Origin of the sequence: Nocardia stercoris (assembly GCF_003696265.1) — a bacterium.
Lineage (GTDB): Bacteria > Actinomycetota > Actinomycetes > Mycobacteriales > Mycobacteriaceae > Nocardia > Nocardia stercoris.
Genome location: NZ_RFFH01000004.1, coordinates 116185 through 141416, shown reverse-complemented (window position 1 = coordinate 141416; position 25232 = coordinate 116185). Strand labels below are relative to the sequence as shown.

Genomic DNA, 25232 nt, shown 5'->3' with positions numbered 1-25232 from the left:
GTGCCAATCTCCAACTTCGTATCCCGTCCTGGACGGGTGATCTTGACCGGCATCCTAGGGCGCGGCCGGGGTGGAGACGGCCGGTTCCCGGCAATCAGCGCGCCGAAGCCAGGTGCACAAATCGGAAAGTTCTCTGACCTGGCCGTTCGCCGGGAGGGACCGATTCGTTATCGACAATCGATCGCCTCCCGGTGGAACGGCGTACGGTCGCGGTCATGAGCCACTACACGAAGAAAGCGGAAGAATACGCGGAGTCGGCAGCCAAACTTCTCGACGAGACCACGCGGCAGGCAGCGCCGCCGCCCGAGCGCTGGGACCAGATTCGCGCCGTACAGGCGCAGGCCCAGATCTACGCGACCCTGGGCCTGCGCGACCAGCTGCACGATCTGCAAGCCAAGTGACCGTCGCCTGACCGCCGGTGCCGCCGAGCCGCGGCGCCGACCCGATCGGCCGGTTCGCCGCGGCCGGTCGGGCGGGCAGGCATTCGCACAGTACGAGGGTCAGTCCGAGCCCCGACCCTCCTCGGAGAGAAACAGTTTCAGCTCCGCCAGCACCATGTTCCAGGTCTTCTCCGATTCCGCCACGTCGGCCTCGCTCCGATTGTTGCCCTGCCGGATGGTGACCTCGGTGCCACCCGATTCGAGGGTGAGCGTCCACGTGACGGTGTGATAGTTCTCCGGCACGTCCGGCAACCCGGTCAGGGGGCTGTAGTGCGTGACGGCGAGCTGGACCGGTGGGTCGACTTCCAGCACCCGGCCACGGTCCTCGTACCGATGCCCCTGCCATTCACCGGACCAGGTGATGGGCCCACCGACCTGCCAATCGGTGACGACGCGGGTGCCGAAGAAATACTGCGCGATCTGCTCCGGATCGGTGAGCGCCGCCCACACGCGCGTGGGACTGCTCGCAACGGTCGTACTGGCAACAGCGTCGGGGAAGCCGGGCATCCGGAACCGCCTTTCGTCATCGGAGTGACACCCACGCTATGCCGTTGAGCAGCCCACCTCTTGGAGAAACACGACACCTGGAAGCCCGGGCCGGCTATCGCGACGAGACTCAGCTCAGAATGCGTGTGTGAGCTGCGGCAAGAGTACGTCGCAGTAATCGACGATGTCTTGGCTCCATTCCTGGGCTGTAGCCCGACGTATCACTGTAGTTCCGCGACGGGACCTGGATCAGAGGCCGCTGAGGTTGAGCAGCTTGGTCGGGGTGGGGCCGAAGATCCAGCTCTGTTGGGTGGTGTGCATGGCGGATGCGTGGGCCAGCAGCCAGGACTTGACCGTGGCGGGCGGGGTGGGGCCGAACTTCGACAGGTAGAGCGCGGCGGCGCCGGCCACCAGGGGTGCGGCGAAGGAGGTGCCGTTGACCAGTTCGTCGCCGCCGCCGACCATATCGGCCGGGACCTGAACGCCCGGGGCGAACATGTCCAGGCAGGGGCCGAAGGTCGAGTCCCAATGGATGGTGGAACCGTCGTCGGCTCGGACCGCCTCCTGGTACGCCTCGTCGTTGTTCACGTCACTGGCTCCGACGACCACGGCACCGGCCGCGTTCGCCGGGGGCCAGGAGCAGGCGTTGTCGGTCATCAGCACCGACTGGTTGTTGCCCGACGATACCGCCACGAAAACGCCTGCGGCCCATAGACCGTTCACGGCGTTCTTGATGTCGTCCTGCGTCCCGTACCAATTCGACGAGATGACCGCGACCGCCTTGTTCTGCAGGTTGTGCGCCGCGACGTCGCTCTCGACGAAGTCGATGCCCGCGATCATCCTTCCGGCATCGGGACATTCGCAGGCTTCGACCTTCACGTCCTTGATGGTGGCCTGCTTCGCCACACCCCATTTCGTGCCCGCGGCCAGCGATGCCATCGCGTTGCCGTGGCCGTCGATCGTCTTGCCGTCCGCTTCCACGGTGGTGCCGGGCGGAGTGGTGGGGTCACCGGAATAGTCCCAGGCAAGCGAGGGCCGGCCACCGAAATCCGGGTTGCCGAAGTCGATTCCGCCGTCGAGGACGTAGATGGTCACGCCCGCCCCGGTCGAGGTCACCGACCCGATGTTGATGTTCGTCAAGGCCCAGCCAGGAGCCGGAAGGGTGGTCGCGGCGCCGGATCCCGTGCCGAGCACCACCGTGGTGGCGGCGATCGCGAGAATGCCGATCGCGCGCATCGATCTCTTCATCGAGCGGGTATTTCCTTTCGAACACAGCGAACAGCGGTGCCCCGCAAGGCAACCGACAGCCGACCATATTCGATGAACCCGCCTAGCCGGCCGAGGTTCGGGACAGTTCGGCTAGGCCCTGTTTCAGACCGGCGGCGATGCGGTCGATGTCCGGGACCGTGTCGGGGCAGGCGATGATGCCGAAGTCGAGGTGGCCGTCGTAGGACATGACCGTGATGTTCATGCCGCCCGACAGCGGGGTCAGGACCGAGACCGGGTAGCTGCCCAGTGCTCGAATTCCGTTGAGGTAGAGCGGGATCTGCGGCCCGGGAACGTTCGACACCAGCAGGTTGACCAGCGGCAGGCTCGAGGCGGCGGCGCGCAGCAGGCCACGGGTCGGCAGGCCGTGCAGCAGCGGGGTCAGCAGTGCCCCGGCCTGGTGCAGGATGTCCGGTGGCAGCGAACGGAAGTGGGCCTTGGCCGTCACCATGTTCTCGTGCATCAGCTTCAGGCGGTGCCGCGGATCGGCCTCGTCGGTGGGCAGCGTGCTCAGCATGACCGAGAACCGGTTTCCCGCCGTCCCGAACTCCTCCGGCGTGCGCACCGATACCGGGATCGCGGCGAGCAGCGGCCGGTCGGCGGCGATCCCGCGGTCGAGCATCCACTGCCGGACGGCCGTGGCACACAGGGTCATCACGACGTCGTTGACCGTCCCGCCGACAGTATTCTTGACCGCCTTGACCTGGTCCAGCGGCAACGAGACGAAGGCGAAACTGCGTGCCGCCGTATTCGGTTCGTTGAACGGCACATCCGGGTGCCGCTGCCGCAGATCGTCGACCGAACGCAGCAGCGCGGGTACCGCGCTCAGGAGCGAGCGGATCCCGGCGCCCGGGCGCTCGACCACGTTCGTCAGGCTGCGTGCGAGCATCGTCGCGAGGCCGGGGGCTCGATCCTGGGGCACGGCACCCGCCGGTGGCAGCGTGGGCGTACCCGTCGCGTCGGCGTCGAGCACGGCACCCATGATCTCGGCGCCGGACACACCGTCGATCACCGCGTGGTGCACCTTCATGTACACGGCCTGTCGCCCGCCGGAAAGCCCGGACAGCAGCCGGCATTCCCACATCGGCCGGCTCCGATCCAGCGGCGCCTCGTGCTGTCTAGCCACGTAGTCGGCGACCTGCCGGTCGTCGGCACCGTCGGGCAGGCGCACGTCGCGGATGTGGTAGCTCAGATCGACGGTGCCGCAGGTCTCCCAATACGGCTGGTCGAGGCCGAGCGGTACCGTGCGCAGCCGACGGCACAGCGCCGGAATCCGGTGCAGGCGGCGGGCGAACAACCGGCGCAGCGACACCACGTCCAGCGGGCGTTCCGCGGCCGCGGAGTCGAGCAGCACCAGCGCGCCGACATGTAATGGGGTGGTGTCGGTTTCGACGTCGAGCATCTGGCGGTCGAGCGGGCTGAGCTGCCGCGGCGGGGCTTCGGTGCGCGTCGCGGGAACCCACATGTCCACCGTGGAATCGTCTGGGGCCGAAAGCATCTGGCCCGGAGTCAGCAGCCGGACACCGAGCTGCCGGTCGTAGGTTGTCGTCGAGCTCATGATCCCTCCCGGGATGGGTCTCGGTATCGGAACCCGCGCCCGAACGAGCGCAGCCGAAGCCGCGCCCGCCGGTCGTGGCGTACCTGGGTGTGCGATTTCCGTGCATCGCGGCACGGGCGCGGAGATTCGATCGACGCCGAACCCGACGCTGCAGGTCCAGGGCGTCGACGTGGGTACGAGTGTAGTGCCGATCAGGACGAACGTCAGCACAATCCGCCCACGCGGCCGCGGTCGGCGGCCCTCATCCGAGATGCCAGAGCACCGCGGTCAGTAGCCAGAACAGCACCGTCCAGCACGCCATCACCGCGGCGATCAGCAGCGCCCCGCGCACGCCGGACGACTCGGCCGACGGTTGCAACCAGCGGCCGAGCAAGGGGTTCACGTAGAGCGGCATCGTCACGTAGGTCATGACGAAGCTGGACAACAGATTTCCGATCAACATCCCCAGCCACAGCGGGAACCGTTCGGGCGTCATGGCCAGGGTGAGCAGTACGACCGTCGGATACAGGCCGACCCACACCGCGATCGAGGTTCGGACCCGCGACGGCGGCTGCTCTCGGGTTCCGTTCTCGTCGAACACGAACCAGCTGCCGAACGAGTCGTCGATCGTGCGCAGCCGGAAGTCGCTGAACCGCTTCCCCTGGTCGAGCAGCCGCTGCCGCTGCGCCGAGGTCAGCCAGCGGTCCAGGTCGGCGGCCGTTTCGTAGCGGTAGAGCACGGTCCACTCGTCCTGGACCCCGGCGACCGGGCGGAAGATCTCCGAGCCCCGGAAGCCGGGAAAGCTGCTCTCCGCCGAGCGGAGCCGCTCCTGCCAGTCCAGGAACTCCGCGACCTGCTCCGGTGGCACCCGGTGGGTCACCACGGTGGTGACCAGGGTGTCGGGCGGCGCGGCGTCACCGGTCACGATCTGCTGGGTGGGCAGGCCCTCGAGGTAGCGCCGGCCCACGGCGAGACTATCCTGCCGGGTGGCGCTGTTGATCCAGGCGCGCAGGTTCGGGATCGAGTCGAAGCGGTAGATCGTCGACCACTGCGCCCGGCCGGGCGTCGGCGGATCGACGTGCGCGGCAATGAATCCCGGATACCGCGCGGCGGCGCTGTTCAGCTCGTGCTGCCAGGACAGGAATGCGGCTTCACAGCCGGGCCGCACCTGCTCGCCGATGATGACGGTGGCGGCGTGGTCGGCCGGGGCGCCGGACGGCATCGGGGGCTCCTCAGCCGGTCGGGGTCAGCCGGATCGAGTTCAGGGCCGCGAAGATCCGGTCCGGTGTGAGCGGCAGCTCGCGGAAGCGGACACCGGTCGCGTCGTACACCGCGTTGGCCAGTGCCGGTGCGACCGGGTTGATACAGGATTCGCCGATTCCCTTGGCGCGCACGGGGCCTGCCGAATCGGTCGAGTGCACCAGGAGCACCTCGGTGCGCGGCGCGTCGGCGTAGGCCGGGATGCGATAGGTGCGCAGCGCCGGATTGGTCACGACACCGTCCCGCATCAGATGGTGTTCGGTCAGCACGAACCCCAGCCCTTGGACCACACCGCCCTCGATCTGGCCGCGTACCTGCTGCGGATTGACGACGACCCCGGCATCGGCGGCGTGCACGCTGTAGAGGATCCGGATCTCGCCGGTCACGCGATGCACCGCGACCCGGAAACCGTGCGCGTTGCAGGACAGGCTGCGCGGCGACCCGTAGGCCTTGCGCGACTCGGTCAGCCGGGTGCCCCGAAGTCGTACCGCCGCAGCCAGTTCGGTCAGCGGGATCCGGGTGCCGCCGCAGTGGACGACGTCGTCGGCGAGGGCACATTCCGCCGGGCTCACCCCGGTGTACGCGGCGGCGAAGCGCAGGATCCGGTCGCGCAGCGCGGCGGCGCTGCGCTCGACCGCGTTGCCGCTGACGAACAGTCCCGCACTGGCGAACGCCCCGGTATCGAACCGGGTGCGGTCGGTATCGGCCTGCACCAACCTGATCCGCGCGGGGGTGGTGCCGAGTTCGTGTGCGGCGATCTGGACGTGCGCGGTCGAGGTGCCCTCACCGAATTCGACTGTGCCCACGGCGATCTCGTAGACGCCGTCGTCGCCGAGGGTGGCCAGACCGACCGAGATGTGTTCGGTCGGTGGCGCGGTCTCGTGGATCGACGCGGCCGTGCCGTGGCCGATCAGCCAATCCTCGCCCAGCGCATACTCGTTCGGATGTGCGCGCAGCGCGGCGTCCACCCGGTCGATGCACGCGCCCAGCCCGTCCTCGGTGAACGACACGTCGTCGGCCTCGTCCGCGTACGCCAGCAGCGCGTCGCCGGGCCGGACGATATTGCGGCGCCGCACTTCCGCCGGATCCATGCCCAGCGCGACCGCCAGTTCGCAGATCGCCGACTCCATGGCGAAGACCGGCTGCGTCATGCCGTACCCGCGCATCCCGCCGGCGGGCAGGGTGTTGGTGTAGACCACATAGCCGTCGAATTTCTTGTTGGGACAACGATATGCCGCGATCGCGGAACCGCCGGCGAACAGCGTCTCCCCACCGTGGTTGCCGTAGGCGCCGGTGTCGGACACCGTGCGGACCTGCACGGCGGTGAGTGTCCCGTCGGCGCGCGCACCCAGCTTCACCGTGATCTTCATCGGATGCCGGGTGGGTGCGACGGTGAACTCCTCCTCGCGGGTGTACTCCCAGCAGGTCGGGCGGCCGGTATCCAAGGTCGCCAACGCCACCAGGTCCTCGCTGAGCACCTCCTGCTTGCCGCCGAACGCACCGCCGACCCGTTCGCAGTACACCCGGATCCGATCGGGTCGCAGGCCGAACAGGTGCGCCAGCTTGCCTCGACAGACCCACGGCGACTGCGAGCTGGTCCGCACGTGCAGCCGGCCCTCGGCCAGCCACGCGATCGAACCGTGCGTCTCCAGATGCGCGTGCTGCACCCGGGGCGAGTGGTAGGTGCCCTCGTGCACGACCTCGGCGTCGGCGAATCCCTGTGCGATGTCGCCGATTTCGCCGTGCACCTCGACGAGGATGTTGTGCACCGGGTCGGGTGCGAACGGGTCACCGGATCCGTGCAGCTGCGGCGCGTCGAGTTCCATCGCCTGTTCGGGATCGAAAACCGCCGGCAGCACCTCGTATTCGACGACGACCCGACGGCAGCCCTCCTCCGCGGCGGCGACCGTGTCGGCGAGCACCGCGACCACCCGCTGGCCGGCGAACCGCACCACGTTGTCGAGGATGTAGGTGTCGTCGGGGTCGACGAGATGGTCGGTGTGCACCGCGGTGGTGAACAGCTTGCGCGGCACGTCTTCCCACGTGTACACCCGATGCACGCCGGGAACGGCCAGCGCCGCGGACTTGTCGATCGACACGATGCGCGCGTGGGCGTGCGGCGCGTGCAGCACCTTGATGTGCAGCAGGTCCGGCAGCGCGACGTCCATGGTGTACTCGGCCTGCCCGGTCACCACCGCGGTCCCGGCGGGCGCGCCGACGCTGGTGCCGATCGCACGGCCCGGTGTCGCCTCCTCGACCGCCGCCCGGCCCGCGACCGCATCCTCGATCGCCCGATATCCGGTGCAGCGGCACAGGTTTCCCTGCAACGCACGCGGCAGGTCCTCCCGCTGCCCGTCGGTCAGCGCGGCGCAGGTCATGATCATGCCCGGGGTGCAGAATCCGCACTGGAAGCCCGGTGCGTCGCGAAACTGCCGCTGCATCGGATGCAGGTCCTCCGGCGAGCCGAGCCCCTCGATGGTGGTGATCTCGTGGCCGTCGGCGCGGAACGCCGGCGTGACGCAACTGTGCACCGGGCGGCCGTCGAGCCAGACCGAACACGCACCGCAGTCGCCGGCATCGCAGCCCTTCTTGACCCCGAACCAGCCGAGGTCGCGCAGGAAGGTCCGCAGGCACTGACCGGGGCGCGGCTCCTGGGAGAAGGTCTTGCCGTTGACGGTGTAGGTCATCGGGTGCCTCCGAGTTCGAGCCGGATCTCCTCCGCGTAGTGCTCGGCCAGATGCCGGCGGTGTGCCGGGGTGCCGTTGGCGTCGGCGAACCAGAGTTCGGCCGGTATCCCGTCGATCCGGGCGCGCAGGGTTTCGGCGTCGGGCACTCGGTCGAAGGCCAGCACGATCGGGCGCGTGGTCGCCGCGGTGATCGTCAGGACCAGATCGTGCGTGCCGGGTGTCCGGGTCGCGACCAGGAAGATGGTGGAGCGGCCCAGCCGGGTCAGGGTGAACCGGCGGTGGGTGACGTGCTTGCGTAGCGCGTAGGCGGGAATGTGCACGCTGCGCAGGATCTCCCCCGGCCGCAGCGCGTTCGCGTGATCGCCGAGCACAAACTCGCGCGCGGTGACGGTCCGCTCGCTGCCGTCCACGGACCAGAGCCGGTAGGTGGCGTCGAGGGCGACGGTCATGGTGATCATCGGCCCGGCGGGCAACGACAGGCAGATATTGCCGCCGACCGTCGCGGCGTGCCAGATCTTGAACGAGGCCAGCAGTGCCTCGCAGCAGGTGCGCAACAGGCCGCTGCCCGGCGGGATACCGGGTGGCACGAAGTCGTACAGCTCCTGGATCGTGCAGGTGGCGCCGATCTCGAGTCCGTGCTCGCCGGGCACGAGGGCGGGCCAGCCGAGTCCGGTGAGGTCGATCAGCCGACGGACGGTGGGCTGCGGCTCGGAGAACAACCAGGTTCCGCCGGCGAGCCAGGTGTCGCCGATCTGCCAGTCCGCGCCGGGCCGGGCGGGCGGCCGGCGGATCACGTCGACGACGGTGTTCAGATCCATCCGAGCCTCCGCGGACTCGTCACCGGATGCTGCGCGGCAGATCGCCGCAATTCGACAGAGCGGCAACGACAGGCACGTCACCGCGGCAATGAATCAGGATTGCATTCGCCGCGAGTTATTGTCAACCGCTATGAATTGCTGCGATTGATGCCCATCCGGGGCCGGATCGAGGTGGCCGCACTCCGGCGCGGCAACGGCGGCAGTAGTAGAGTTCACGCTGGCCTGGGAACTGGCCGGGAGGGCTCTGAGCAGCGCGGACGCTCTCTTCGATAGCACCCGACAAGGTGGGGAACAGTGAAAGCACTGCTCGTATTCGGCGGCAGCCGAGGTGACGTACAACCGGGCGTCCTGGTCGCCAAGGAGTTGATGCGTCGCGGGCACGAGGTTCAACTCGCGGTTCCGCCGAACTTCGTCGAATTCGCCGCCGAGAACGGTGTGACCGCCGCCGGCTGCGGAATGGACACCCGGGTCTCGCTGCACTCGGACACCGAAATCGGCAATGTCGGTCCGATCGCGCGGCTGCGGTCATTGCGCGAACAATCCCATCACGGCTTCGACACCATGGCCGCCGATCTGCTGGCACTCGACTCGGACGCGGATCTGGTCGTCGGCGGACTCGTCGACGAGGAGGTGGCGCGGGGTGTCGCCGCCCGGATCGGCGCCCCCGCGTTCGCGGTACTGCACTTCTATCCGGTCCGGCCCAGCCGCACAGTTGCCGTGCTGCCCAACGACTTCGGGACCCGAATTCCCGGCGCGCTGAACAAGGCGGCCTGGAAGCTGGGCCTGGGTGTGCGAGCGCTGGACATCAAGGGACAGGTCGACCGGCTGGAGGCAGGGCGGCCCGCACCGGCCGAACTCGCCATCCAGGTCTACGACGACAAACTGTTTCCGGGGCTGCGCCAGGAATGGGGCGGCCGCAATCCCTTCGTCGGATTCGTGACCCCGCCGGCCGGATATCGGGTCGCCGACGAGGACACCGAACTCACCCGCTGGCTCGATGCCGGTTCCGCCCCGGTCTATGTGGGTTTCGGCTCGATGCCGATCCCGGATCTGGGTGCCACCGTCGACCAGATCCAGACCGCGTGCCGCCGCTTCGGCCGCCGGATGCTGTTCGTCGGCGGCTGGAACGAGGTCGAGGACACCTGTTCCGGCGATGTGGCCATGGTGCGCAGCGTCGATCACGCGACGGTGCTCCCCCGCTGCGCGGCCGTCGTACATCACGGCGGCGCCGGTACCACCGCCGCGGCATTGCGGGCCGGGGTTCCCTCGGTCGTGTGCTCGTTCCTGGGCGACCAGAAGTACTGGGGTCATTGCCTGCGGGAATTGAAGATCGGTGCGGTGATGAGCTTTTCGCGGCTGTCCGCGGCCACCATGACCGCGGCGCTCGAAGAAGTGCTCGCGCCGGAATGCGCGGAGCGGGCCGCACGGTTCGCGGTCGATTTCGAAGACGACGGTGCGCCGAAGACCGTCGATCTGCTGGAGCGATTCGTCGCCGAAAACGTACCGGCACGCAAGGTTTCGGGTTAGCGGAGCACCCCGGACCGGCAGCGTCCGGTGCGGGGCGATCGAATTCGGTTCCGCCCCAGGGCCGTCAGTACGGCCCGGCCGCGTGATAGCCGACGGGCGCCGGTGTGGCGGAAGCAAGATCCAGCTGGTTCAACAGGTTCTGCACGAAAACGTACGGGTTCATCATTTCTCCTTATTCCTCGGTTCGGGAATCGGTGGTTCGTGGCGGCTCGAGCATCGGCACGAGATACTGCACGGCGAGGGCGGTCAGTTGCGCGTCGTCGTCGATGTCGACGATCCGGCTGGGGATCGCCAGGAACGAGGCGGAGATGCGAACCATCAACTCGGCCACCAGGTCCGCGTCGATCTCCGCCGAGACGGTGCCGGCGCGCTGTTCGCGCCGTAGCTGACCGGCGACGAATTCCCGCACGCTGGCGACGGATCGGCCGTGGTCGCCGATCATGGTGCCGGCGAGCATATCCGGTTCCGCGGCGAGCAGTCCGCCGATGATGGGGTTGTTCCGAATCGCGCGCAGCGAGCTGACGAAGCCGACCACCACCCGGTCCGCCGCGGTGTGCGCGTCCCGGATATCGATCAGGAACTGGTCGAAATAGCGCCGGAATTCGCGCAGCACAACCTGTTCCACCAGGGCGTCCTTGGTGGCGAACCGCCGGTAGACCGTGATGCGGGAGACGCCCGCCCGTTTGGCGACGTCGTCGATGGTGGAGCGGCGGACGCCCAGAAGGGCGAACTGCTCGCACGCGGCGTCCAGCACCCGGGTGCGGATGTCGTCGTCCGGGCCGGTCCCGTCGACCGCCGCGGCGTAGGCGCGCACGAGCAGTGACGTGGTGTCCGGCGCCTGTTCGGGAAGCGTTGGCTCGAGCCCCATGTGGTTCCTTTCCGGCGGTCCGACGTCGCGTGGACCGGCGCCTCGAGCGTAGTGAATCTCGCCGACCGGTTGTGATGGCGATCTCAGTGTGCTGTCATTGAAGATACACGGATACGAATGATGTATCTCTGTATCACTCGATGAAGAGGATGTTGGCATGGATGCACACCGGCTCAGCAGGCGTGACGCGTTGCGCGCGGGCGGCGGATTGTTGGGCGCCGTCAGCGCGGTCACCCTCGGAGCGCGAACGGCGCGCGCGGAACCCTGGTCGTGGTCGCCGACCGGATCCATCCTGGGCAGCGGCGGCGGCGCCGACCCGCTGACCCTGTTCGACCCCGACGCCGACCAGGTGCTGGCCGACGTCATGGACAATGCCGATGTGCCGCAGGTCAATCGGCTGCTCGCGACCTGGACGCGCAACGGGCAGCCGCTCCCCGACGGACTGCCGAAGAACCTCGCCGACTTCATCGAGGGCGCGCGGCAACTCCCGTCGTGGGCCGACCCGGACAAGATGGCGGCCGGCTTCGAGTTCAACAAGAAGCGCGGCCTGTACCTGGGCGTGCTCTACGCCTTCGCCAGCGGCATGATGTCCACGGTCATCCCGCACGAGGCCCGCGCGGTCTACTACTCGCGCGGCGGCTCGCACATGAAGGACCGAATCGCCAAGACCGCCAAATTCGGCTACGACATCGGCACCGTCAACGCCTTCGCCCCCGACGGCGAAATGATCGTGACCTGCGTGAAGACCCGGATCATCCACGCCGCCGTCCGGCATCTGCTGCCGCAGTCGCCGTACTGGCCCGAGGCGATCACCCCGATCAGCCAGGACGACCTCATGATCACCTGGCACAGCCTGGCCACCACGATCATGCGGAACTTCCGGGCCTGGAAGGTGCCGATCGCCCCCGGCGAATCCGAGGGCTACCTGCACACCTGGCAGCTGTCGGGCCATCTGCTCGGCATCCGCGAGGAATACCTGCCCGCCACCTGGGACCAAGCGGAGGCACAGGCCCAGCAGGTCCTCGACCCGGTGCTGGCGCCGACCGCCGAGGGTCACTACCTGGCCGACCAATTGCTCGATCTCGGCGCCGATCTGGACCTGACCCTGATCAGCCGGGGCATTCTCGGCGCGTTCACCCGGTTCATCATGGGCGACAAGATCGCGGACTGGCTGGCCATCCCGCGCGAGCCGGTGTGGAGTCCGCTGCTCGAGGTCGCCTGGGGGCCCTTCGTCGCGGTCCGGGAGGGCATCCTCGGCGTGGTCCCGCCCGTGGACGCCCCCTACTGGATGTTCGACGAGTTCCTGCGTCAGTTCGCCATGTGGTACCTGGCCGAACTGCGCATGCCGGTCAGCATCGAAATCCCGCAGACCAACCGATAATCCGCGCGAACCGGCTCCCCGCGCTGTACCGCGGAGAGCCGGACGCCCGCCGCGGACCGAATGCCGGTGCCCAGAAATCGCAGGCCTGGGCACCGGCGTCTCGGGCCGGTACGGATAGCCTGCTCAGGCGGCGACGGAAAGGGCGAATGCGATGTTCGTGAAGGTGTGTGGACTGACGACCACCGAGCAGATCGATTGGGCGGTCGAGCTCGGATACTCCGCGATCGGGGTGGTCGCCACACCGAAGAGCAAGCGGTACCGCACACCGGAGCAGGCACGGGCGCTCGCGGACTATGCCCGGGATCGGATCACCAGTTTCGTGGTGGCCTTCGACCGGTCCGAGGTGGCCGAGGTGTCGGACGCGTTCGACGTCGTCCAGCTCTACACCTGGGCCGACCTCCCCAACCTCGCCTTCTGCTCGGCGCAACCGCCCGCACCCGGTCAGCCCAGCGAATACTTCTTCTACGACGCCAGCACCGGCTCGGGGATCTTCGAGGAGTTCCCGGACTGGGTGCGCGCCCAGCCCGGCAAGATCGTGCTGGCCGGCGGGCTCGACGATCGCAATGTGGGCGCGGTGATCGAACGCCACCACCCGTACGGGGTCGACGTGTCCAGTTCGGTAGAGCTGTCCCCGGGCGTCAAGAGCCGCGCGGCGATGGAGCGCTTCAAGCGGGCCACCGAACTCGGCGGCTGAGCTCTACCCGGCCGCCGGGACGACCGTGATCAAACCACCGTCGACCAGCAGGTCCTGTCCGTCGATATAGGCGGCCTCGTCGGACGCGAGGAACGCCACCGCCGCCGCCACGTCCACGGCGGTGCCGATCCGGCCCGCGGCGGTACTGCCACCGGCGGCGGTTTGCGCCTCCGGCGGGAGTTCCGCCCGGAAGGCCGGCGTGTCGGTGTAACCGGGGCTGATCGAGTTGACCCGGATGCCGCGCGGAGCGAGTTCGGCGGCCAGCGACCGTGTCAGACCGTGCACGGCGGCCTTCGACGCCGTATACAACGCGGCGCCGGACACACCCCGGTACGGCGCGAACGACGCGTTGAGCACGATCGACGCCCGATCCGGCAGCAGCGGCAGGGTTTTCTGCACGGTGAAGAACACGGACTTCAGGTTGTTGCCGACGACCCGGTCGAACTCGGCCTCGGTCACCTCGTCGACGGACTGGAACGCGCCGACACCCGCATTCGCGAAAACCACGTCCAGGCGCCCGAATCGATCACGCACCGTGCTCACCAGGTCGTCCAGATCGGCGAGATTCGCCGCGTCACCGCGGATTCCGAGCGCCCGGTCGCCGAGCTCGGTGACGGCGGCGGCGAGCCGATCCTCGTCCCGGCCGGTGACGATCACGTGTGCGCCTTCGGCGAGCATGCGGTGCGCGGTGGCCAAACCCATGCCGCGCACACCGCCGGTGACGAGGACGATCTTGCCGGCGAATCGAGAACTGAACTGCGTCATGGCATCAGCCTCGCGGCCCGGCAGCCGGCTATCCAGTGCCGGCTTATCGTAGGTCCGGCACCACCAGGCAGGTCAGGCCGAGCGCGCTCGCCCCAGCCGGCTCAGCCGCACGGCCGTGTCCGTGCCGGCCTGCGGGTTGTACAGCACCACATGCAGATTCGGTGCGTCGGTCACGGTCAGGGTCATCGCGTCGAAGAACAGTTCCCCCAGCTCCGGATGACGCAGTGCGTTGACGGCCGGCACCGGCACCCCCACGTCGTGCCGCTCCCACAGGGCCGCGAATTCCGTGCTGCGCGCGGCGAGATCCCGGATCACCCGCTGGAATTCGGGGTCGTCCGGTGCGTGCGCGGCGTCCGCCCGGTACGCCGCCACCACCGCGGGGGCTGCGGCCGCCCACACCGGTGCCAGGGCGCGATACCGGGGATTGGTGAAGAAGGTGACCAGGCAGTTCTGTGGAGTGCCGTCGAATCCGAACAGCTCCCGGGCAGTGTCGTTGTATGCCAGTACGTTCCAATACCGGTCGCGCAGCACCGCCGGTCCGGGCGCCCACCCGTCGAGCAATTGCCGCAGTGCGGCGGTCACCGTACCCGCGGCACCGGCGCTCGGCACCGGCGGATTCAGCCCGGCCAGCAGATACAGATGCGCCCGCTCCGGTTCGTCGAGCAACAGGGCCGCCGCCACCGAGTCCAGCACCTCGGCCGAGACCGTGATGTCCCGCCCTTGCTCCAGCCACGTGTACCAGGACACGCCCACTCCGGCGCGCAGCGCCACTTCCTCGCGCCGCAGCCCCGGCGTCCGGCGCCGTCCGACTACCGGCAGACCGACATCGGCCGGCCCGAGTCGGGCACGGCGACTGCGCAGAAAGTCCCGGAGCAACTCGTGTCGACGCTGTGCGGTGGTGCCGGCCATGAGCCACGCTAACACCGGCCCGGTCGCCGGTCGGTCGCTGGAACACCCACCGTCCCCGGGGAAATACCCGTACCGCAGCCGATACAGCAATGTGGCCGCCGTGATCGTGCGGCACCAACCCCTACGCGGTCGACGTGTCCAGTTCCGTGGAGCTCTCGCCCGGCGAGCGGCGATGCAACGGTTCAAACAGGCCACCGAACTCGGGGTCCAGCAGCCGATCGGCAGTTACACTAAAACTGGACGTCAGTCCAGTTCAGTCGGACGTGGCCAGAACCCCCGTCGCCAGACCCTCGGAGGAGCACCCGTGCCTGCCCGGAATCGGCTGTCGTCGTTGACAACCCCCACGCCGCGACCCCGGCAGCGGACCACCGCACCCGGCACCCGCTGGGCGGCGGTACTGGCACTGATCATCGGAATCGCCTGCGGGACAGCGGAACCGGCGACGGCCGACCCGGCTCCGGTCGCACCGCCGATGGGATGGAACTCGTGGAACTCCGGTATCGCGCTGAACGAGAAGTCGGTCGAGGCCACCATCGACGCGATGGTCGCCTCCGGCATGCGGGACGCGGGCTACCGGTACGTGAATCTGGACGCGGGCTGGGCCGCGCCCGAGCGCGACGCCGCGGGCAATATCCAGGCCGATCCGACCTCGTTCCCGCACGGCATGGCGGCGATCGCCGCCTACGCCCACGACCACGGCCTGCTGCTGGGCCTGTATTCCAGTCCGTACAACCAGATCTGCGGCCAGACACCGGACAACGCGAGCCTGGGACACGAGGAGGCCGACGCCCGCACCTTCGCCACCTGGGGCATCGACTATCTCAAATACGACTGGTGCGGCCCGGACACCGACCACGACACCCAGGTCCCGGTGTTCACCGCCATGCGAGACGCGTTGCGGCACAGCGGCCGAGACATCTTCTACAGCATCAACCCGGACAGTTCGCCCGATCCGGATCTGACCACCGTGTACGACTGGTCCGGCATTGCGGACATGTCGCGGATCGACAACGACCTGGTTCCGATCTGGCACAACCCTCTTCCGACCGACGGCGTGCCGGCCGGGTTGTTCACCATGCTCGGTGTGACCGAGCTGTTCGACGCCGCCACCAGGGCGCCGCGCCACAGCGGACCCGGCTTCGTCGACGACCCGGACATGCTGGTCGTCGGGATACAAATGGCCGAATACCTCGGTTCCCACATGAATTCGATCGAGACGACGCCCCCGGTCGAACAGCTGCCTCCCGCCCAGCGCGCTGCGATCGGCCAGCTGTTCACGCTGCCGCCGGACGTGCTGACCGCGCTGAACCAGCCCGTGGTGAGCCTCACCGAAACCGAACAGCGCACCCACTTCTCGCTGTGGGCGATGCTGGCCGCACCGCTGATCGCCGGCAACGACATCACCACCATGTCCGAGCAGACCCGCGAACTCCTGACCAACCGTGAGGTCATCGCCGTCGACCAGGACCCGCTGATGGCGCAGGGCGCCGCGCTGCCCGGCGACAACCGGGTCGTGGTCAAACCACTGGCCGACGGTTCAGCGGCGGTCGCGCTGGTGAACTGGTCCGACACACCTGCCACGATCGAAACCACCGCCACGGCAGTGGGACTCCCGGCCGCCCGGGACTACACCGTCCGCGACCTCTGGGACCGGACCACCACCGACTCGACCGGTCCGCTCACCGCCTCCGCCGTGCCACCACACGGCGTCGTGCTGCTCCGGGTGACTCCCGGCCGCTAGCCCGGTCCGCAGGGTCGCCGGGCGGTCGCTGGAACACGCAGCACCCTTAGGCGATACCCGTACCTTGGCCGAATTACGCTCTGCGGGAGGCGAATTCAGCCGTTCCGGCTGCATTCGGCGCATCGCGGGCTATCGTGGTGCAGGTCCGCGCGACCTCACAAGGGGTGTCGGACATGTGTGAGCAAAGTTTCGAATGCGTCGCGATCGACGGGGAATGCACCTTTGTTCCGGTGCAGGTCGATCGTGCTGCGCCTCGGCACCACCGGAGTATCGTTGATGAGATCCGTATTGTTCCGCCGCCCCGACCGCGCCGCACCGCCCCCGCTGGACCTGGGCCGGCGCCTGCGGGAGTGCGACGAATTCTTCGCGCTGCCCGAACTGGCCGGCGCACCACCGGACCGGCGCCGCCGGGCCCGGGACGAGTTGCGCCGCACCGGCACCTACACCCACACCTCCGACGAGATCCTGATCGGTGCCCAGCTGGCCTGGCGCAACCACGCCCGCTGCGTCGGGCGCAAGTTCTGGAAAGCCTTGGCGCTGATCGATGCCCGGCACCTGACCTCGGCACCCGAACTGGCCGAGGCGTGCTGGCAACACCTTTCGGCCGCGACCAACGGCGGCGCCATCCGCTGCCTGCTCACCGTCGGACCACCTCGTGACGCCGACGGGCGCGAATTCCGCATCCTCAGTAGCCAATTGATCCGTTACGCGGGCTACCGTCGCCCGGACGGCACCGTCCTGGGCGATCCGGGCAACACCCGCGCCACCGACCTCGCCCAGCGCCTGGGCTGGCGCGGCGCGGGCACACCCTTCGACGTGCTGCCGCTGCTGATCCGCACACCCGAGGGCGCGGTGCACTGGTTCGAGGTGCCGCCCGAACTGGTCCGCGAGGTGGACATCGAACACCCCGAGTTCGGCTGGTTCCCCGAACTCGAGCTGAAATGGCATGCGCTACCGGCTGTTTCGAACATGGACCTGGAGATCGGCGGCGTCACCTACCCGTTCGCCCCGTTCAACGGCTGGTACATGGGCGCGGAGATCGGCGCGCGCAACCTCAGCGACACCGACCGCTACGACATGCTGCCCGCCATCGCCGACCGCATGGACCTGGACCGTTCCGCCGACCGCACCATGTGGCGCGACCAGGCGCTCGTCGAACTGAATCGCGCTGTGCTGTACAGCTTTCAGCGCTCGGGCGTGCGAATCGTGGACCACCACACCGCCGCCCGCCAGTTCTGCGAGCACGTCGAGCGCGAGGCCGCCGCCGGGCGCCGCTGCCCCACCGACTGGACCTGGGTCAACCCGCCCCTGTCCTCGGGGCTGACCCCCACCTTCCACCGCTACTTCGATCCACCGGACCCGGAACTGCGCCCGGCCTTCGCACACCGCGCCGAATCCTGAACCGAACGCGAGCGGGCCACCCGGCGACGACACCGGGTGGCCCGCTGCGTGCGCAGGACTACCGCTTCAGATCGAAGCGGTCGTTCTCCATGACCTTCACCCAGGCCGCGACGAAGTCCCGAGCGAACTTCTCGCTCGCGTCGTCGGCACCGTAAACCTCGGCCAGGGCCCGCAATTCGGAGTTGGAACCGAAGACCAGGTCGGCCCGGCTCCCGGTCCACACCACGGCACCGGCGGTGTTGCGGCCCTCGAAGGTGTCGTTGTCCTCCGAGGTCGGCTTCCAGGTGATGCCCATGTCGAGCAGGTTCACGAAGAAGTCGTTGCTGAGCACGCCCGGCCGGTCGGTGAATACCCCGAGCGGGGAGTTGCCGACATTGGCACCCAGCACGCGCAGACCGCCGACCAGCACGGTCATCTCCGGCGCGCTGAGGTTCAGCGTGCTCGCCTTGTCCAGCAGGTGGTACTCGGCGGGCACCGTCTGCCCCTTGGCCACCCAGTTGCGGAAACCGTCGGCCCGAGGCTCCAGCACCGAGAACGACTCGACGTCGGTCTGCTCCTGGGTGGCGTCGGCCCGGCCCGGCGTGAACGGCACCTCGAGGTCGAAACCGGCCTGCTTCGCGGCCAGCTCGACACCGACACCACCGGCCAGCACGATAAGGTCGGCCAGCGACACCGTCTTCGGACCGCGGTCGAACTCCTCCTTCACGGCCTCCAGCGCCCGCAGCACGACGACCAGCGCATCGGGTTCGTTTGCCGCCCAATCCAGTTGCGGCTGCAGCCGGATCCGCGCACCGTTGGCGCCACCGCGCTTGTCGGTGCCGCGGAACGAGGACGCGGATGCCCACGCGGTCTTCACCAGCTGCGAAACCGTCAGTCCCGCATCGGCGATCGCCTGCTTCAAGGTGGCGATGTCGGTCGCGTCGATCAGCGGGCCCTCCACCGTCGGCAGTGGGTCCTGCCAGATCAGTTGCTCGGCGGGCACTTCCGGGCCCCGATAGCGCGCGATCGGACCCATGTCGCGGTGCGTCAGCTTGAACCAGGCGCGGGAGAACGCGTCGGCGAACTCGTCGGGGTGGGCGAGGAACCGGCGCGCGATCGGCTCGTAGATCGGGTCGAACCGCAGCGACAGGTCGGTGGTCAACATGACCGGCGGGTGCGTCTTCGACGGATCGTGGGCGTCGACAACGAGATTCGCCGCCGCCGGGTCCGTCGGCCGCCACTGCCAGGCACCGGCCGGGCTCTTGAACTTCTCCCACTCGTAGGCGAACAGCGTCTCGAGGAAACTGTTGTCCCACTTGGTCGGAGTGGGGGTCCAGGTGCCCTCCAGACCACTGGTGATGGCGTCGCCGCCCTTACCGGTTCCGAAGGCGCTCTTCCAGCCCAGACCCATCTGCTCCAGGGGCGCCGCCTCCGGCTCGCGGCCCACCAGGTCGGGGTTGCCGGCGCCGTGGGTCTTGCCGAAGGTGTGGCCACCGGCGATCAGCGCGAGGGTCTCCTCGTCGTTCATCGCCATCCGCGCGAAGGTCTCGCGGATGTCGATCGCGGCGGCCAGCGGGTCGGGGTTGCCGTTCGGGCCCTCGGGGTTGACGTAGATCAGGCCCATCTGGACCGCGCCCAGCGGCTTCTCCAGCTGCCGGGTTCCGGTGTAGCGCTCGTCGCCCAGCCAGGTCGACTCCGGACCCCAGTAGATGTCGTCGGGCGAGTAGACGTCGGGCCGGCCACCGCCGAAACCGAAGGTCTGCAAGCCCATCGTCTCCAGGGCCACGTTGCCGGCCAGGATGATCAGGTCGGCCCAGGACAGGTTGCGACCGTACTTCTTCTTCACCGGCCACAGCAGGCGGCGGGCCTTGTCCAGGCTGGCGTTGTCGGGCCAGCTGTTCAACGGGGCGAAACGCTGCTGGCCGGTGCCGCCACCGCCGCGACCGTCCTCGACCCGGTAGGTGCCGGCCGAGTGCCAGGCCATCCGGATCATCAGTGGACCGTAGTTGCCGAAATCGGCCGGCCACCAGTCCTGCGAGGTGGTCAGGATCTCGGCGATGTCGGCCTTGACCGCGGGCAGGTCCAGGCTTTCGAACGCGGCACCGTAGTCGAAGTCCGCGCCCATCGGGTCGGCGCTCGCGGGGTGCTGGGACAGGATGCGCAGGTTGAGCTGGTCGGGCCACCAGGGACGGTTGCTGCCCCGCTGGGTGGAATGCATGAGCTGCCCGGTAACCGGGCAAGCGGTTGCTTCGTTGTTGTCGGTCAAGTGAATCCCTCCAGGACGGGTGGATCGAATCGGTCAGGACCCGGAGCCGGCTAGACAGGCCCGGCAGGTGCCCCAGTAGACGACCTCGGCCTCGTCGATGACGAACCCGAGATCGTCGGATGCGGTCAGGCAGGGTGTGTCCCCGATGGCGCAGTCGACGTCGGCGATGACGCCGCACGACCGGCACACCAGGTGGTGATGGTTGTCCCCGACCCGTGTTTCGTAGCGGGCCACCGAGCCCGCGGGTTGGATCCGCCGCAGCAGCCCCGCAGCGGTGAGTGCCCGTAATACGTCGTAGACGGCTTGATGGGAGACCGAATCCAGCGTCTCGCGCACCAGAGTGATGAGCGAATCGGTGTCGGAGTGCGGGTTGTGGTGCACAGCCGCCAGCACCGCGAGCCGCGGTGCCGTGACGCGCAGCGAAGCTCCGCGCAGCATGTGCTCGAACTCCGACGTCGTGGACACGGCCCCAGTATCGTCCCAAACCTTGAAGCATTCAAGTATTGATTTCCGCCCGCCGGTCGGCAGCGCGCGGATCCGTAACACCCACACGCCCAACACATATGGACCCCACGGACTCCACGGATCCGAAGCCATTCGGAACTATGCGGATTGGAACTGTCCGGCATGTCGGATACGCTGATCAACCGAAGTCAGCGAGTTCGGACTTCACAGTCCGAAGGTTCTATTTTGCAATGCTCGCTGAGGCTGTCTACAGACAATCCCCAGTCTCGGCGAATGCGGCACGAGATCCGGCGGACGCTCCGAACAGATCCAGCGGCCGCGTGATCGGCCGGCGCAGGCGTGAGGCAGACGAAGCAGTGACAGCAACAGGCGAGAGCGCCCGATCCGGGCGCCACTACGCGGGACGGACACCGGAAGAACGCGCGGGCAGGCGGCGGGAACGCCTGCTGGCCGCCGCACTGGAGTTGTACGGCACCCAGGGTTACCGAGGCACCTCCATCGAGCAGCTGTGCGCCGGCGCCAGCATCTCGACCCGCAGTTTCTACGAGGAGATGGGCAGCCAGGAGAACCTGCTCATCGCCCTGGCGGACTCCATCGCCACCGAGGCCGCGGTCGCGCTGGCCGCGTTGCGCGTCGATCCGGCACTACCGCTGGCCACCCGCATCGCCCTCGCGTTCCGCGCCTACTTCGAGGTGACCTGCCGCGACAAGAAGACCGCCCGGGTCTGCTTCGTCGAGGTGATCGGGGTCAGCCCGGCCGTCGAGCAGTGGCGGGCGCGCTGGCGGGCCCGCATGGGCGAAGTGCTGCTGAGCAACACCCAGCCCGCGATCGACAGCGGTGAGGTCGTGGCGGGCGACTACCGGCTGTTCATCGTGGCCGTGCTGGGCGCGGTGAACTCGCTGGCGCAGGAACTCGCCATGGCGGACAACCCACCCACGATCGACGAGATCTGCACGGAGCTGGCCGCCTTCATCAGCGCCCGGATCGCGGCAGCCTGACCGACCCGGATCCGCGGCAGTCCGGTGTGCGGGAACTTCGGCGGCCCGGCTGGACGGCGGTGACCGATGGGATGATGCATACATGTCCGGTACGCCCTCGCCCGCCCAGGATCTGCCGCTGCTGCTGTTGAGCGCGGCCGCGGAGGTCACCGATGTGGTCCACGCGGGCGTCACGGCCGCCGGTTTCACCGACCTGCGGCCCGTGCACGGCTTCGCCTTCGCCCGGATGGCACCGGCGGGGGCGACGGTCGGCGAGATCGCCGAACATCTCAGCGTCACCAAACAGGCCGCGAGCCAGCTGGTGGAGGAACTGGTGGTCAAGGGCTACGCCGAGCGCAACCCGCACCCGGACGACGCGCGCGCCCGGCTGATCACCCTCACCGACCGCGGCTGGGCGGTGACCCGGGCCGCCGACGCGGCCGCCGCGGCGTACGCCGACCGCTGGGCCGCCGCGCTCGGGGTGCCGGCCGTCGCCGCGCTGCGCGGGATGCTGGGCCAGGTCGTGCGTCCCGGCCGCGTCCGGCCCTCGGCGTGGTGAGACCGTGACCGACTACGCCCACACCGACCACGCCGCTCAGGGCCGCGCCGACAAGGCGCGGCGGCTGGCCGCCTACGTGTGGCAGCGCGGCATCACCGGCGCCGAACTGCTGGCACTGGCGCCGGCCGTGCGCCGCAAGCTGGCCCGCGCGGCCGATACCAATCCGCCGAGCACCGACGAGACCTGGATCGCCACGGCCGCGCTGCTCGACGAGAAGGACGCGTGGGCCGTGCGCCACCCCGGGCATCCCGCGGCGGTGCGGGAGCACACCGACGAGAAGATCCTGTGGGTCAAGCCCGCGGTGAAGCCCTGGACGACGGGACCCGGCGCGCAGTCCTGAACCCGGCATGCCCGATCGATCCCGTTGCTTCCCAATCGAATCGGCTGTATGTCCGGATGCGGTGCGCGGGCGGCCGCCGGATCGCCGTGTCGCCGTGGACCACTCGGCGCCGAGCCGTACACTCGGCGGTTCGGCACACTTCCCGACCTGCGTGAACCGGTGTGCCGCAACCGAATCCAATACTGACATTAGGGACGAAATGAACCTGCGCAGGCTCGTCGTGATCGTCGGTTCCGGACTTCTGACTCCGCTCCCGCTCGCCGCGGCGGCGGGTGCCCAGCCCGCGTACACCCCCGTCGCACAGGCACTCTCGACCGGTTCGGCCGGCACCGGCTCCTCCGTGATCGACGATCTGGTCGGCTCGGTCGGCTCGGCCGGCCTGGAGCAGACCGGCTCGGCGCGCGGCACCTACGCCACATGCGACGACGCCCGCGCGGCCGGCGTGGCGCCGCTGTTCCGGGGCGAGCCCGGATACTCCCCGCACCTCGACCCCGACGGCACCGGAATGGCCTGCCCCACCGTCTGACCCGGTCGGCGGCCGAACGACGAACACCCGGCGCGGATCCGCACCGGGTGTACGAGTCGCGGACGGTCAGCGACGGAAGATCTTCACCAGCACCAGCAGGACGACCAGGACGCCGCCACCGATCAGCGTGTACTTCACCGGCGGCTCGTTCAGCTTGGCCACCACGGCCTGCTTCGTGTTGTCGGCCAGACGATGCGGATCGGCGCGCATGGCGATCTCGTCGAGCGTCCCGGCGAGCCGGTTGCGCGCTTCCTGGATCTCGCGCTCGATCCGCTCGGTGTCATCCTTGGCCACGTCGTCTCCTGTATTCGTCCGATTGGCGCTGCACTTACCGCGAATCTTACTTGCCCGGCCCGGACGGCCTCGGTGGTCACTACGGTGGCGGCCCGGCACTGTCCGCCGCGTCGGTTACGGTGCTGACATGACCGAGAACCACCGACTCGTCCCAGGTGACACCGCTCCCGCCTTCACCCTGCCCGACGCCGACGGCAAAGAAGTCTCGCTGTCGGACTACCGGGGCCGCAAGGTGATCGTGTACTTCTACCCGGCCGCCAGCACCCCCGGCTGCACCAAGCAGGCCTGCGACTTCCGCGACAATCTGGCCGAGCTGAACGGCGCCGGCATCGACGTCGTCGGCATCTCCCCCGACAAGCCCGCGAAACTCGCGAAATTCCGTGACGCCGAAGCACTCACGTTCCCGCTGCTGTCCGACCCGGACCGCGCCACACTGATCGCCTGGGGCGCTTTCGGCGAGAAGACCATGTACGGCAAGACCGTCACCGGCGTCATCCGCTCCACGTTCCTGGTCGACGAGCAGGGCCGGATCGAGGTGGCGCAGTACAACGTCCGCGCCACCGGCCACGTGGCCAAACTGCGCCGCGACCTGTCGGTCTGACCGGCCGGCGCGCGAGCGAGCCCGGGACCACCTCGGTCCCGGGCTCGGCGGGTTCGCGGATCAGGCGTTCGGGGTGAGCGCCCACTGCACCATCTGCGGCCAGTGGTTCTCCCACCAGGCGCCGAAGTCGGCAGCGGCGGCCGGGCTGTTGCTCGTGTGGTTCGAGGTGCGCGGGTCGGAGTTCGTGGTCACGTGACCGGTGGCCGAGCTCGACGGTGAACCGTCGCTCGGCGAATCGCCGGGGGTGGTGTCCGGGCCGGCATCGGTCGTCTGCAGGTTCGGCGTGACCGCCTGGGGGGTGTCGGCGTCCTCGGTCGTGCCCTGGGTACCGCCGCCCGCGTCCCAGGACGAGCCATCCGGGCCGGTGGAAGTGTCCGTCGCCGAGATATCGCCGGGAACGCTCTCGGGGGGAACCGGAACATATTCCGGCACACTGAGATCCGACTGGGCAGCCACCGCGGACGGGCGCTGCACCGGCGCACCGGCCTGCGGCGCCTCGGGCAGCTTGTGGTCGTCGGCCGTACCGTGCGCGTCCACCTGGACCGGGGACGTCGGGGCCGCCGCGCCCTGACCCAGCTCGTAGGCGGCGGTGATCCCCAGACCACCGGCCAGCACACCGGCCGCGGCGAGCAGGACCACGCCGCGGCGGGAACCACGGGCCGGCTCGCCCGCTTCGGACTCCACCTCCGGCAGGGCGACCAGCGCCGCGCCGACCGCCGGGCCGACTTCGGCCAACGCACACGGGATGACAGGAGCCGCGAACCCCGACTCCAGGGCCGCGGTGACGGCGGCCGTGGCGGTGCCGACGACCACCACCGCGTCGGGACGCGCCTCGGCCACATCGAACTGGTCCCACGCGGTGGCGATCGCCAGGCCGATCGTCTCGTCGTTGACCACAGAGGCGGTGGCGGTGATCGCCGCGACCACCCGGTCGCGTTCCGGCCCGATCAACGAGAACGCCTGCAGCCCGGGACCGACCTCGCAGACCACCACGTAATCGAATTCGTGCATCCAGCTCGACGCCGCGGCGAGCGCGAGATGCGCCGAGCGCACCGACACCAGCGACGCGTCGTGCCACGTGCCCGCCGCCAGACCGGTGACCACCGCACGCCGCTCGGCCGCGTCCCGATAGGCCACTGCCACACCGGAAATGTCGCACTCGTCCTCGATGGCGCCGGCCAGATCGCTGAGCACGGATTCGATCGCCGCCGTGAGATCGCCGCGCTCATCACCGATTTCGGCGGTGCGCCGGTCGCGCACCCGGTCCGGCAGGCGGTCGCCGCCTTCGGCCAGCGCGACACCGTGCACGGTGTCGCGATCAACGGAGACTCCGAGCGAAACCACAGATCGTGCTGCCACAGAACACGCCTTCCGATTCATCCTGCAAAGCCAGCGCTGGGAATGCGTCCAGTCCGACGCGGGATACACGTACTCGATATGTGTTC

General features: G+C 68.9%; 24 protein-coding genes. 11 read left to right on the top strand and 13 right to left on the bottom strand.

What is annotated here, in order from left to right; all coding sequences use genetic code 11:
* Nucleotides 1-215: 215 nt before the first annotated feature.
* Nucleotides 216-401, top strand: coding sequence for a hypothetical protein (locus EBN03_RS11720; RefSeq protein WP_147471540.1), 186 nt, complete (start codon nucleotides 216-218; stop codon nucleotides 399-401).
* 99 nt (nucleotides 402-500) lie between these two features.
* On the opposite strand, the gene EBN03_RS11715 is transcribed toward EBN03_RS11720, so the two are convergent.
* From EBN03_RS11715 to EBN03_RS11690, 6 genes are all read right to left on the bottom strand, one after another.
* Nucleotides 501-947: an SRPBCC family protein gene (locus tag EBN03_RS11715; RefSeq protein WP_122188019.1), complete on the bottom strand. Its 447-nt coding sequence runs from the start codon at nucleotides 945-947 to the stop codon at nucleotides 501-503.
* A gap of 228 nt (nucleotides 948-1175) precedes the next feature.
* Nucleotides 1176-2174 carry a S8 family serine peptidase gene (locus EBN03_RS11710; protein ID WP_122188018.1) on the bottom strand — a complete coding sequence of 333 codons (999 nt, stop codon included), beginning with the start codon at nucleotides 2172-2174 and terminating at the stop codon, nucleotides 1176-1178.
* A gap of 82 nt (nucleotides 2175-2256) precedes the next feature.
* On the bottom strand, nucleotides 2257-3750 hold the full coding sequence (locus EBN03_RS11705; RefSeq protein WP_122188017.1) for a WS/DGAT/MGAT family O-acyltransferase: 1494 nt from the start codon (nucleotides 3748-3750) through the stop codon (nucleotides 2257-2259).
* A gap of 241 nt (nucleotides 3751-3991) precedes the next feature.
* Nucleotides 3992-4951, bottom strand: coding sequence for an antibiotic biosynthesis monooxygenase (locus EBN03_RS11700; RefSeq protein WP_122188016.1), 960 nt, complete (start codon nucleotides 4949-4951; stop codon nucleotides 3992-3994).
* A gap of 10 nt (nucleotides 4952-4961) precedes the next feature.
* Nucleotides 4962-7676 (bottom strand): molybdopterin-dependent oxidoreductase, encoded by a 2715-nt coding sequence (locus EBN03_RS11695; RefSeq protein ID WP_122188015.1) that lies wholly within the window; start codon nucleotides 7674-7676, stop codon nucleotides 4962-4964.
* Nucleotides 7673-8494 carry an FAD binding domain-containing protein gene (locus EBN03_RS11690; RefSeq protein ID WP_122188014.1) on the bottom strand — a complete coding sequence of 274 codons (822 nt, stop codon included), beginning with the start codon at nucleotides 8492-8494 and terminating at the stop codon, nucleotides 7673-7675. The genes EBN03_RS11695 and EBN03_RS11690 overlap by 4 nt, the downstream gene beginning before the upstream one ends.
* A 294-nt stretch (nucleotides 8495-8788) precedes the next feature.
* On the opposite strand from EBN03_RS11690, the gene EBN03_RS11685 reads away from it, so the two are divergent.
* Nucleotides 8789-10021 (top strand): glycosyltransferase, encoded by a 1233-nt coding sequence (locus EBN03_RS11685; RefSeq protein ID WP_122188013.1) that lies wholly within the window; start codon nucleotides 8789-8791, stop codon nucleotides 10019-10021.
* A gap of 172 nt (nucleotides 10022-10193) precedes the next feature.
* Here the strand turns inward: EBN03_RS11685 and EBN03_RS11680 are convergent, their stop codons facing one another.
* On the bottom strand, nucleotides 10194-10889 hold the full coding sequence (locus EBN03_RS11680) for a TetR/AcrR family transcriptional regulator (protein WP_122188012.1): 696 nt from the start codon (nucleotides 10887-10889) through the stop codon (nucleotides 10194-10196).
* 157 nt (nucleotides 10890-11046) lie between these two features.
* On the opposite strand from EBN03_RS11680, the gene EBN03_RS11675 reads away from it, so the two are divergent.
* A complete protein-coding gene (locus EBN03_RS11675; protein ID WP_122188011.1) occupies nucleotides 11047-12270 on the top strand; it encodes an oxygenase MpaB family protein in 1224 nt (407 codons plus the stop codon).
* A gap of 151 nt (nucleotides 12271-12421) precedes the next feature.
* Nucleotides 12422-12964, top strand: a complete 543-nt coding sequence (gene trpF / locus EBN03_RS11670) for a phosphoribosylanthranilate isomerase (RefSeq protein ID WP_122188010.1) — start codon at nucleotides 12422-12424, stop codon at nucleotides 12962-12964.
* Nucleotides 12965-12967: 3 nt separating this feature from the next.
* Here the strand turns inward: trpF and EBN03_RS11665 are convergent, their stop codons facing one another.
* Both EBN03_RS11665 and EBN03_RS11660 read right to left on the bottom strand, forming a co-directional pair.
* Nucleotides 12968-13729 (bottom strand): glucose 1-dehydrogenase, encoded by a 762-nt coding sequence (locus EBN03_RS11665; RefSeq protein WP_122188009.1) that lies wholly within the window; start codon nucleotides 13727-13729, stop codon nucleotides 12968-12970.
* Nucleotides 13730-13801: 72 nt separating this feature from the next.
* Nucleotides 13802-14638: a helix-turn-helix transcriptional regulator gene (locus tag EBN03_RS11660; RefSeq protein WP_122188008.1), complete on the bottom strand. Its 837-nt coding sequence runs from the start codon at nucleotides 14636-14638 to the stop codon at nucleotides 13802-13804.
* Between the two features lie 304 nt (nucleotides 14639-14942).
* Between EBN03_RS11660 and EBN03_RS11655 the strand changes: the two genes are divergently transcribed.
* Nucleotides 14943-16379 (top strand): glycoside hydrolase family 27 protein, encoded by a 1437-nt coding sequence (locus tag EBN03_RS11655; protein WP_233608323.1) that lies wholly within the window; start codon nucleotides 14943-14945, stop codon nucleotides 16377-16379.
* 276 nt (nucleotides 16380-16655) lie between these two features.
* Complete coding sequence (locus EBN03_RS11650) at nucleotides 16656-17780, top strand: nitric oxide synthase oxygenase (protein WP_122188365.1); 1125 nt, start codon at nucleotides 16656-16658, stop codon at nucleotides 17778-17780.
* Between the two features lie 58 nt (nucleotides 17781-17838).
* Here EBN03_RS11650 and katG read toward each other — a convergent pair whose 3' ends face one another.
* Together katG and EBN03_RS11640 are read right to left on the bottom strand one after the other, a co-directional pair.
* Nucleotides 17839-20055 carry a catalase/peroxidase HPI gene (gene katG / locus EBN03_RS11645; protein WP_407671144.1) on the bottom strand — a complete coding sequence of 739 codons (2217 nt, stop codon included), beginning with the start codon at nucleotides 20053-20055 and terminating at the stop codon, nucleotides 17839-17841.
* Between the two features lie 3 nt (nucleotides 20056-20058).
* Nucleotides 20059-20463, bottom strand: coding sequence for a Fur family transcriptional regulator (locus EBN03_RS11640; RefSeq protein WP_407671143.1), 405 nt, complete (start codon nucleotides 20461-20463; stop codon nucleotides 20059-20061).
* Nucleotides 20464-20846: 383 nt separating this feature from the next.
* Here EBN03_RS11640 and EBN03_RS11635 point away from each other — a divergent pair, with 383 nt between their 5' ends.
* The 4 genes from EBN03_RS11635 to EBN03_RS11620 all read left to right on the top strand — a co-directional run bounded on the left by EBN03_RS11635 (nucleotide 20847) and on the right by EBN03_RS11620 (nucleotide 22892).
* Nucleotides 20847-21488, top strand: coding sequence for a TetR/AcrR family transcriptional regulator (locus EBN03_RS11635; protein ID WP_233608322.1), 642 nt, complete (start codon nucleotides 20847-20849; stop codon nucleotides 21486-21488).
* Nucleotides 21489-21570: 82 nt separating this feature from the next.
* Nucleotides 21571-22026: a MarR family winged helix-turn-helix transcriptional regulator gene (locus EBN03_RS11630; RefSeq protein WP_122188005.1), complete on the top strand. Its 456-nt coding sequence runs from the start codon at nucleotides 21571-21573 to the stop codon at nucleotides 22024-22026.
* 4 nt (nucleotides 22027-22030) lie between these two features.
* Nucleotides 22031-22366, top strand: coding sequence for a hypothetical protein (locus EBN03_RS11625; protein ID WP_122188004.1), 336 nt, complete (start codon nucleotides 22031-22033; stop codon nucleotides 22364-22366).
* A 199-nt stretch (nucleotides 22367-22565) separates the two neighbouring features.
* Entirely contained in the window at nucleotides 22566-22892 is a 327-nt protein-coding gene (locus EBN03_RS11620) for an excalibur calcium-binding domain-containing protein (RefSeq protein WP_122188003.1), read from the top strand.
* Between the two features lie 66 nt (nucleotides 22893-22958).
* Here the strand turns inward: EBN03_RS11620 and EBN03_RS11615 are convergent, their stop codons facing one another.
* On the bottom strand, nucleotides 22959-23186 hold the full coding sequence (locus EBN03_RS11615; protein WP_122188002.1) for a DUF3618 domain-containing protein: 228 nt from the start codon (nucleotides 23184-23186) through the stop codon (nucleotides 22959-22961).
* Between the two features lie 127 nt (nucleotides 23187-23313).
* Here EBN03_RS11615 and bcp point away from each other — a divergent pair, with 127 nt between their 5' ends.
* On the top strand, nucleotides 23314-23787 hold the full coding sequence (gene bcp, locus EBN03_RS11610) for a thioredoxin-dependent thiol peroxidase (RefSeq protein ID WP_122188001.1): 474 nt from the start codon (nucleotides 23314-23316) through the stop codon (nucleotides 23785-23787).
* Nucleotides 23788-23847: 60 nt separating this feature from the next.
* On the opposite strand, the gene EBN03_RS11605 is transcribed toward bcp, so the two are convergent.
* Nucleotides 23848-25146, bottom strand: a complete 1299-nt coding sequence (locus EBN03_RS11605) for a hypothetical protein (protein ID WP_147471539.1) — start codon at nucleotides 25144-25146, stop codon at nucleotides 23848-23850.
* Nucleotides 25147-25232: the final 86 nt, after the last annotated feature.

Bases quoted from the DNA above. Each gene is read 5' to 3' on its own strand.
- EBN03_RS11720 (WP_147471540.1), top strand. From the start codon at position 216: ATGAGCCACTACACGAAGAAAGCGGAAGAATACGCGGAGTCGGCAGCC.
- EBN03_RS11715 (WP_122188019.1), bottom strand. From the start codon at position 947: ATGCCCGGCTTCCCCGACGCTGTTGCCAGTACGACCGTTGCGAGCAGT.
- EBN03_RS11710 (WP_122188018.1), bottom strand. From the start codon at position 2,174: ATGAAGAGATCGATGCGCGCGATCGGCATTCTCGCGATCGCCGCCACC.
- EBN03_RS11705 (WP_122188017.1), bottom strand. From the start codon at position 3,750: ATGAGCTCGACGACAACCTACGACCGGCAGCTCGGTGTCCGGCTGCTG.
- EBN03_RS11700 (WP_122188016.1), bottom strand. From the start codon at position 4,951: ATGCCGTCCGGCGCCCCGGCCGACCACGCCGCCACCGTCATCATCGGC.
- EBN03_RS11695 (WP_122188015.1), bottom strand. From the start codon at position 7,676: ATGACCTACACCGTCAACGGCAAGACCTTCTCCCAGGAGCCGCGCCCC.
- EBN03_RS11690 (WP_122188014.1), bottom strand. From the start codon at position 8,494: ATGGATCTGAACACCGTCGTCGACGTGATCCGCCGGCCGCCCGCCCGG.
- EBN03_RS11680 (WP_122188012.1), bottom strand. From the start codon at position 10,889: ATGGGGCTCGAGCCAACGCTTCCCGAACAGGCGCCGGACACCACGTCA.
- EBN03_RS11675 (WP_122188011.1), top strand. From the start codon at position 11,047: ATGGATGCACACCGGCTCAGCAGGCGTGACGCGTTGCGCGCGGGCGGC.
- trpF (WP_122188010.1), top strand. From the start codon at position 12,422: ATGTTCGTGAAGGTGTGTGGACTGACGACCACCGAGCAGATCGATTGG.
- EBN03_RS11665 (WP_122188009.1), bottom strand. From the start codon at position 13,729: ATGACGCAGTTCAGTTCTCGATTCGCCGGCAAGATCGTCCTCGTCACC.
- EBN03_RS11660 (WP_122188008.1), bottom strand. From the start codon at position 14,638: ATGGCCGGCACCACCGCACAGCGTCGACACGAGTTGCTCCGGGACTTT.
- EBN03_RS11650 (WP_122188365.1), top strand. From the start codon at position 16,656: ATGAGATCCGTATTGTTCCGCCGCCCCGACCGCGCCGCACCGCCCCCG.
- EBN03_RS11640 (WP_407671143.1), bottom strand. From the start codon at position 20,463: ATGCTGCGCGGAGCTTCGCTGCGCGTCACGGCACCGCGGCTCGCGGTG.
- EBN03_RS11630 (WP_122188005.1), top strand. From the start codon at position 21,571: ATGTCCGGTACGCCCTCGCCCGCCCAGGATCTGCCGCTGCTGCTGTTG.
- EBN03_RS11620 (WP_122188003.1), top strand. From the start codon at position 22,566: ATGAACCTGCGCAGGCTCGTCGTGATCGTCGGTTCCGGACTTCTGACT.
- bcp (WP_122188001.1), top strand. From the start codon at position 23,314: ATGACCGAGAACCACCGACTCGTCCCAGGTGACACCGCTCCCGCCTTC.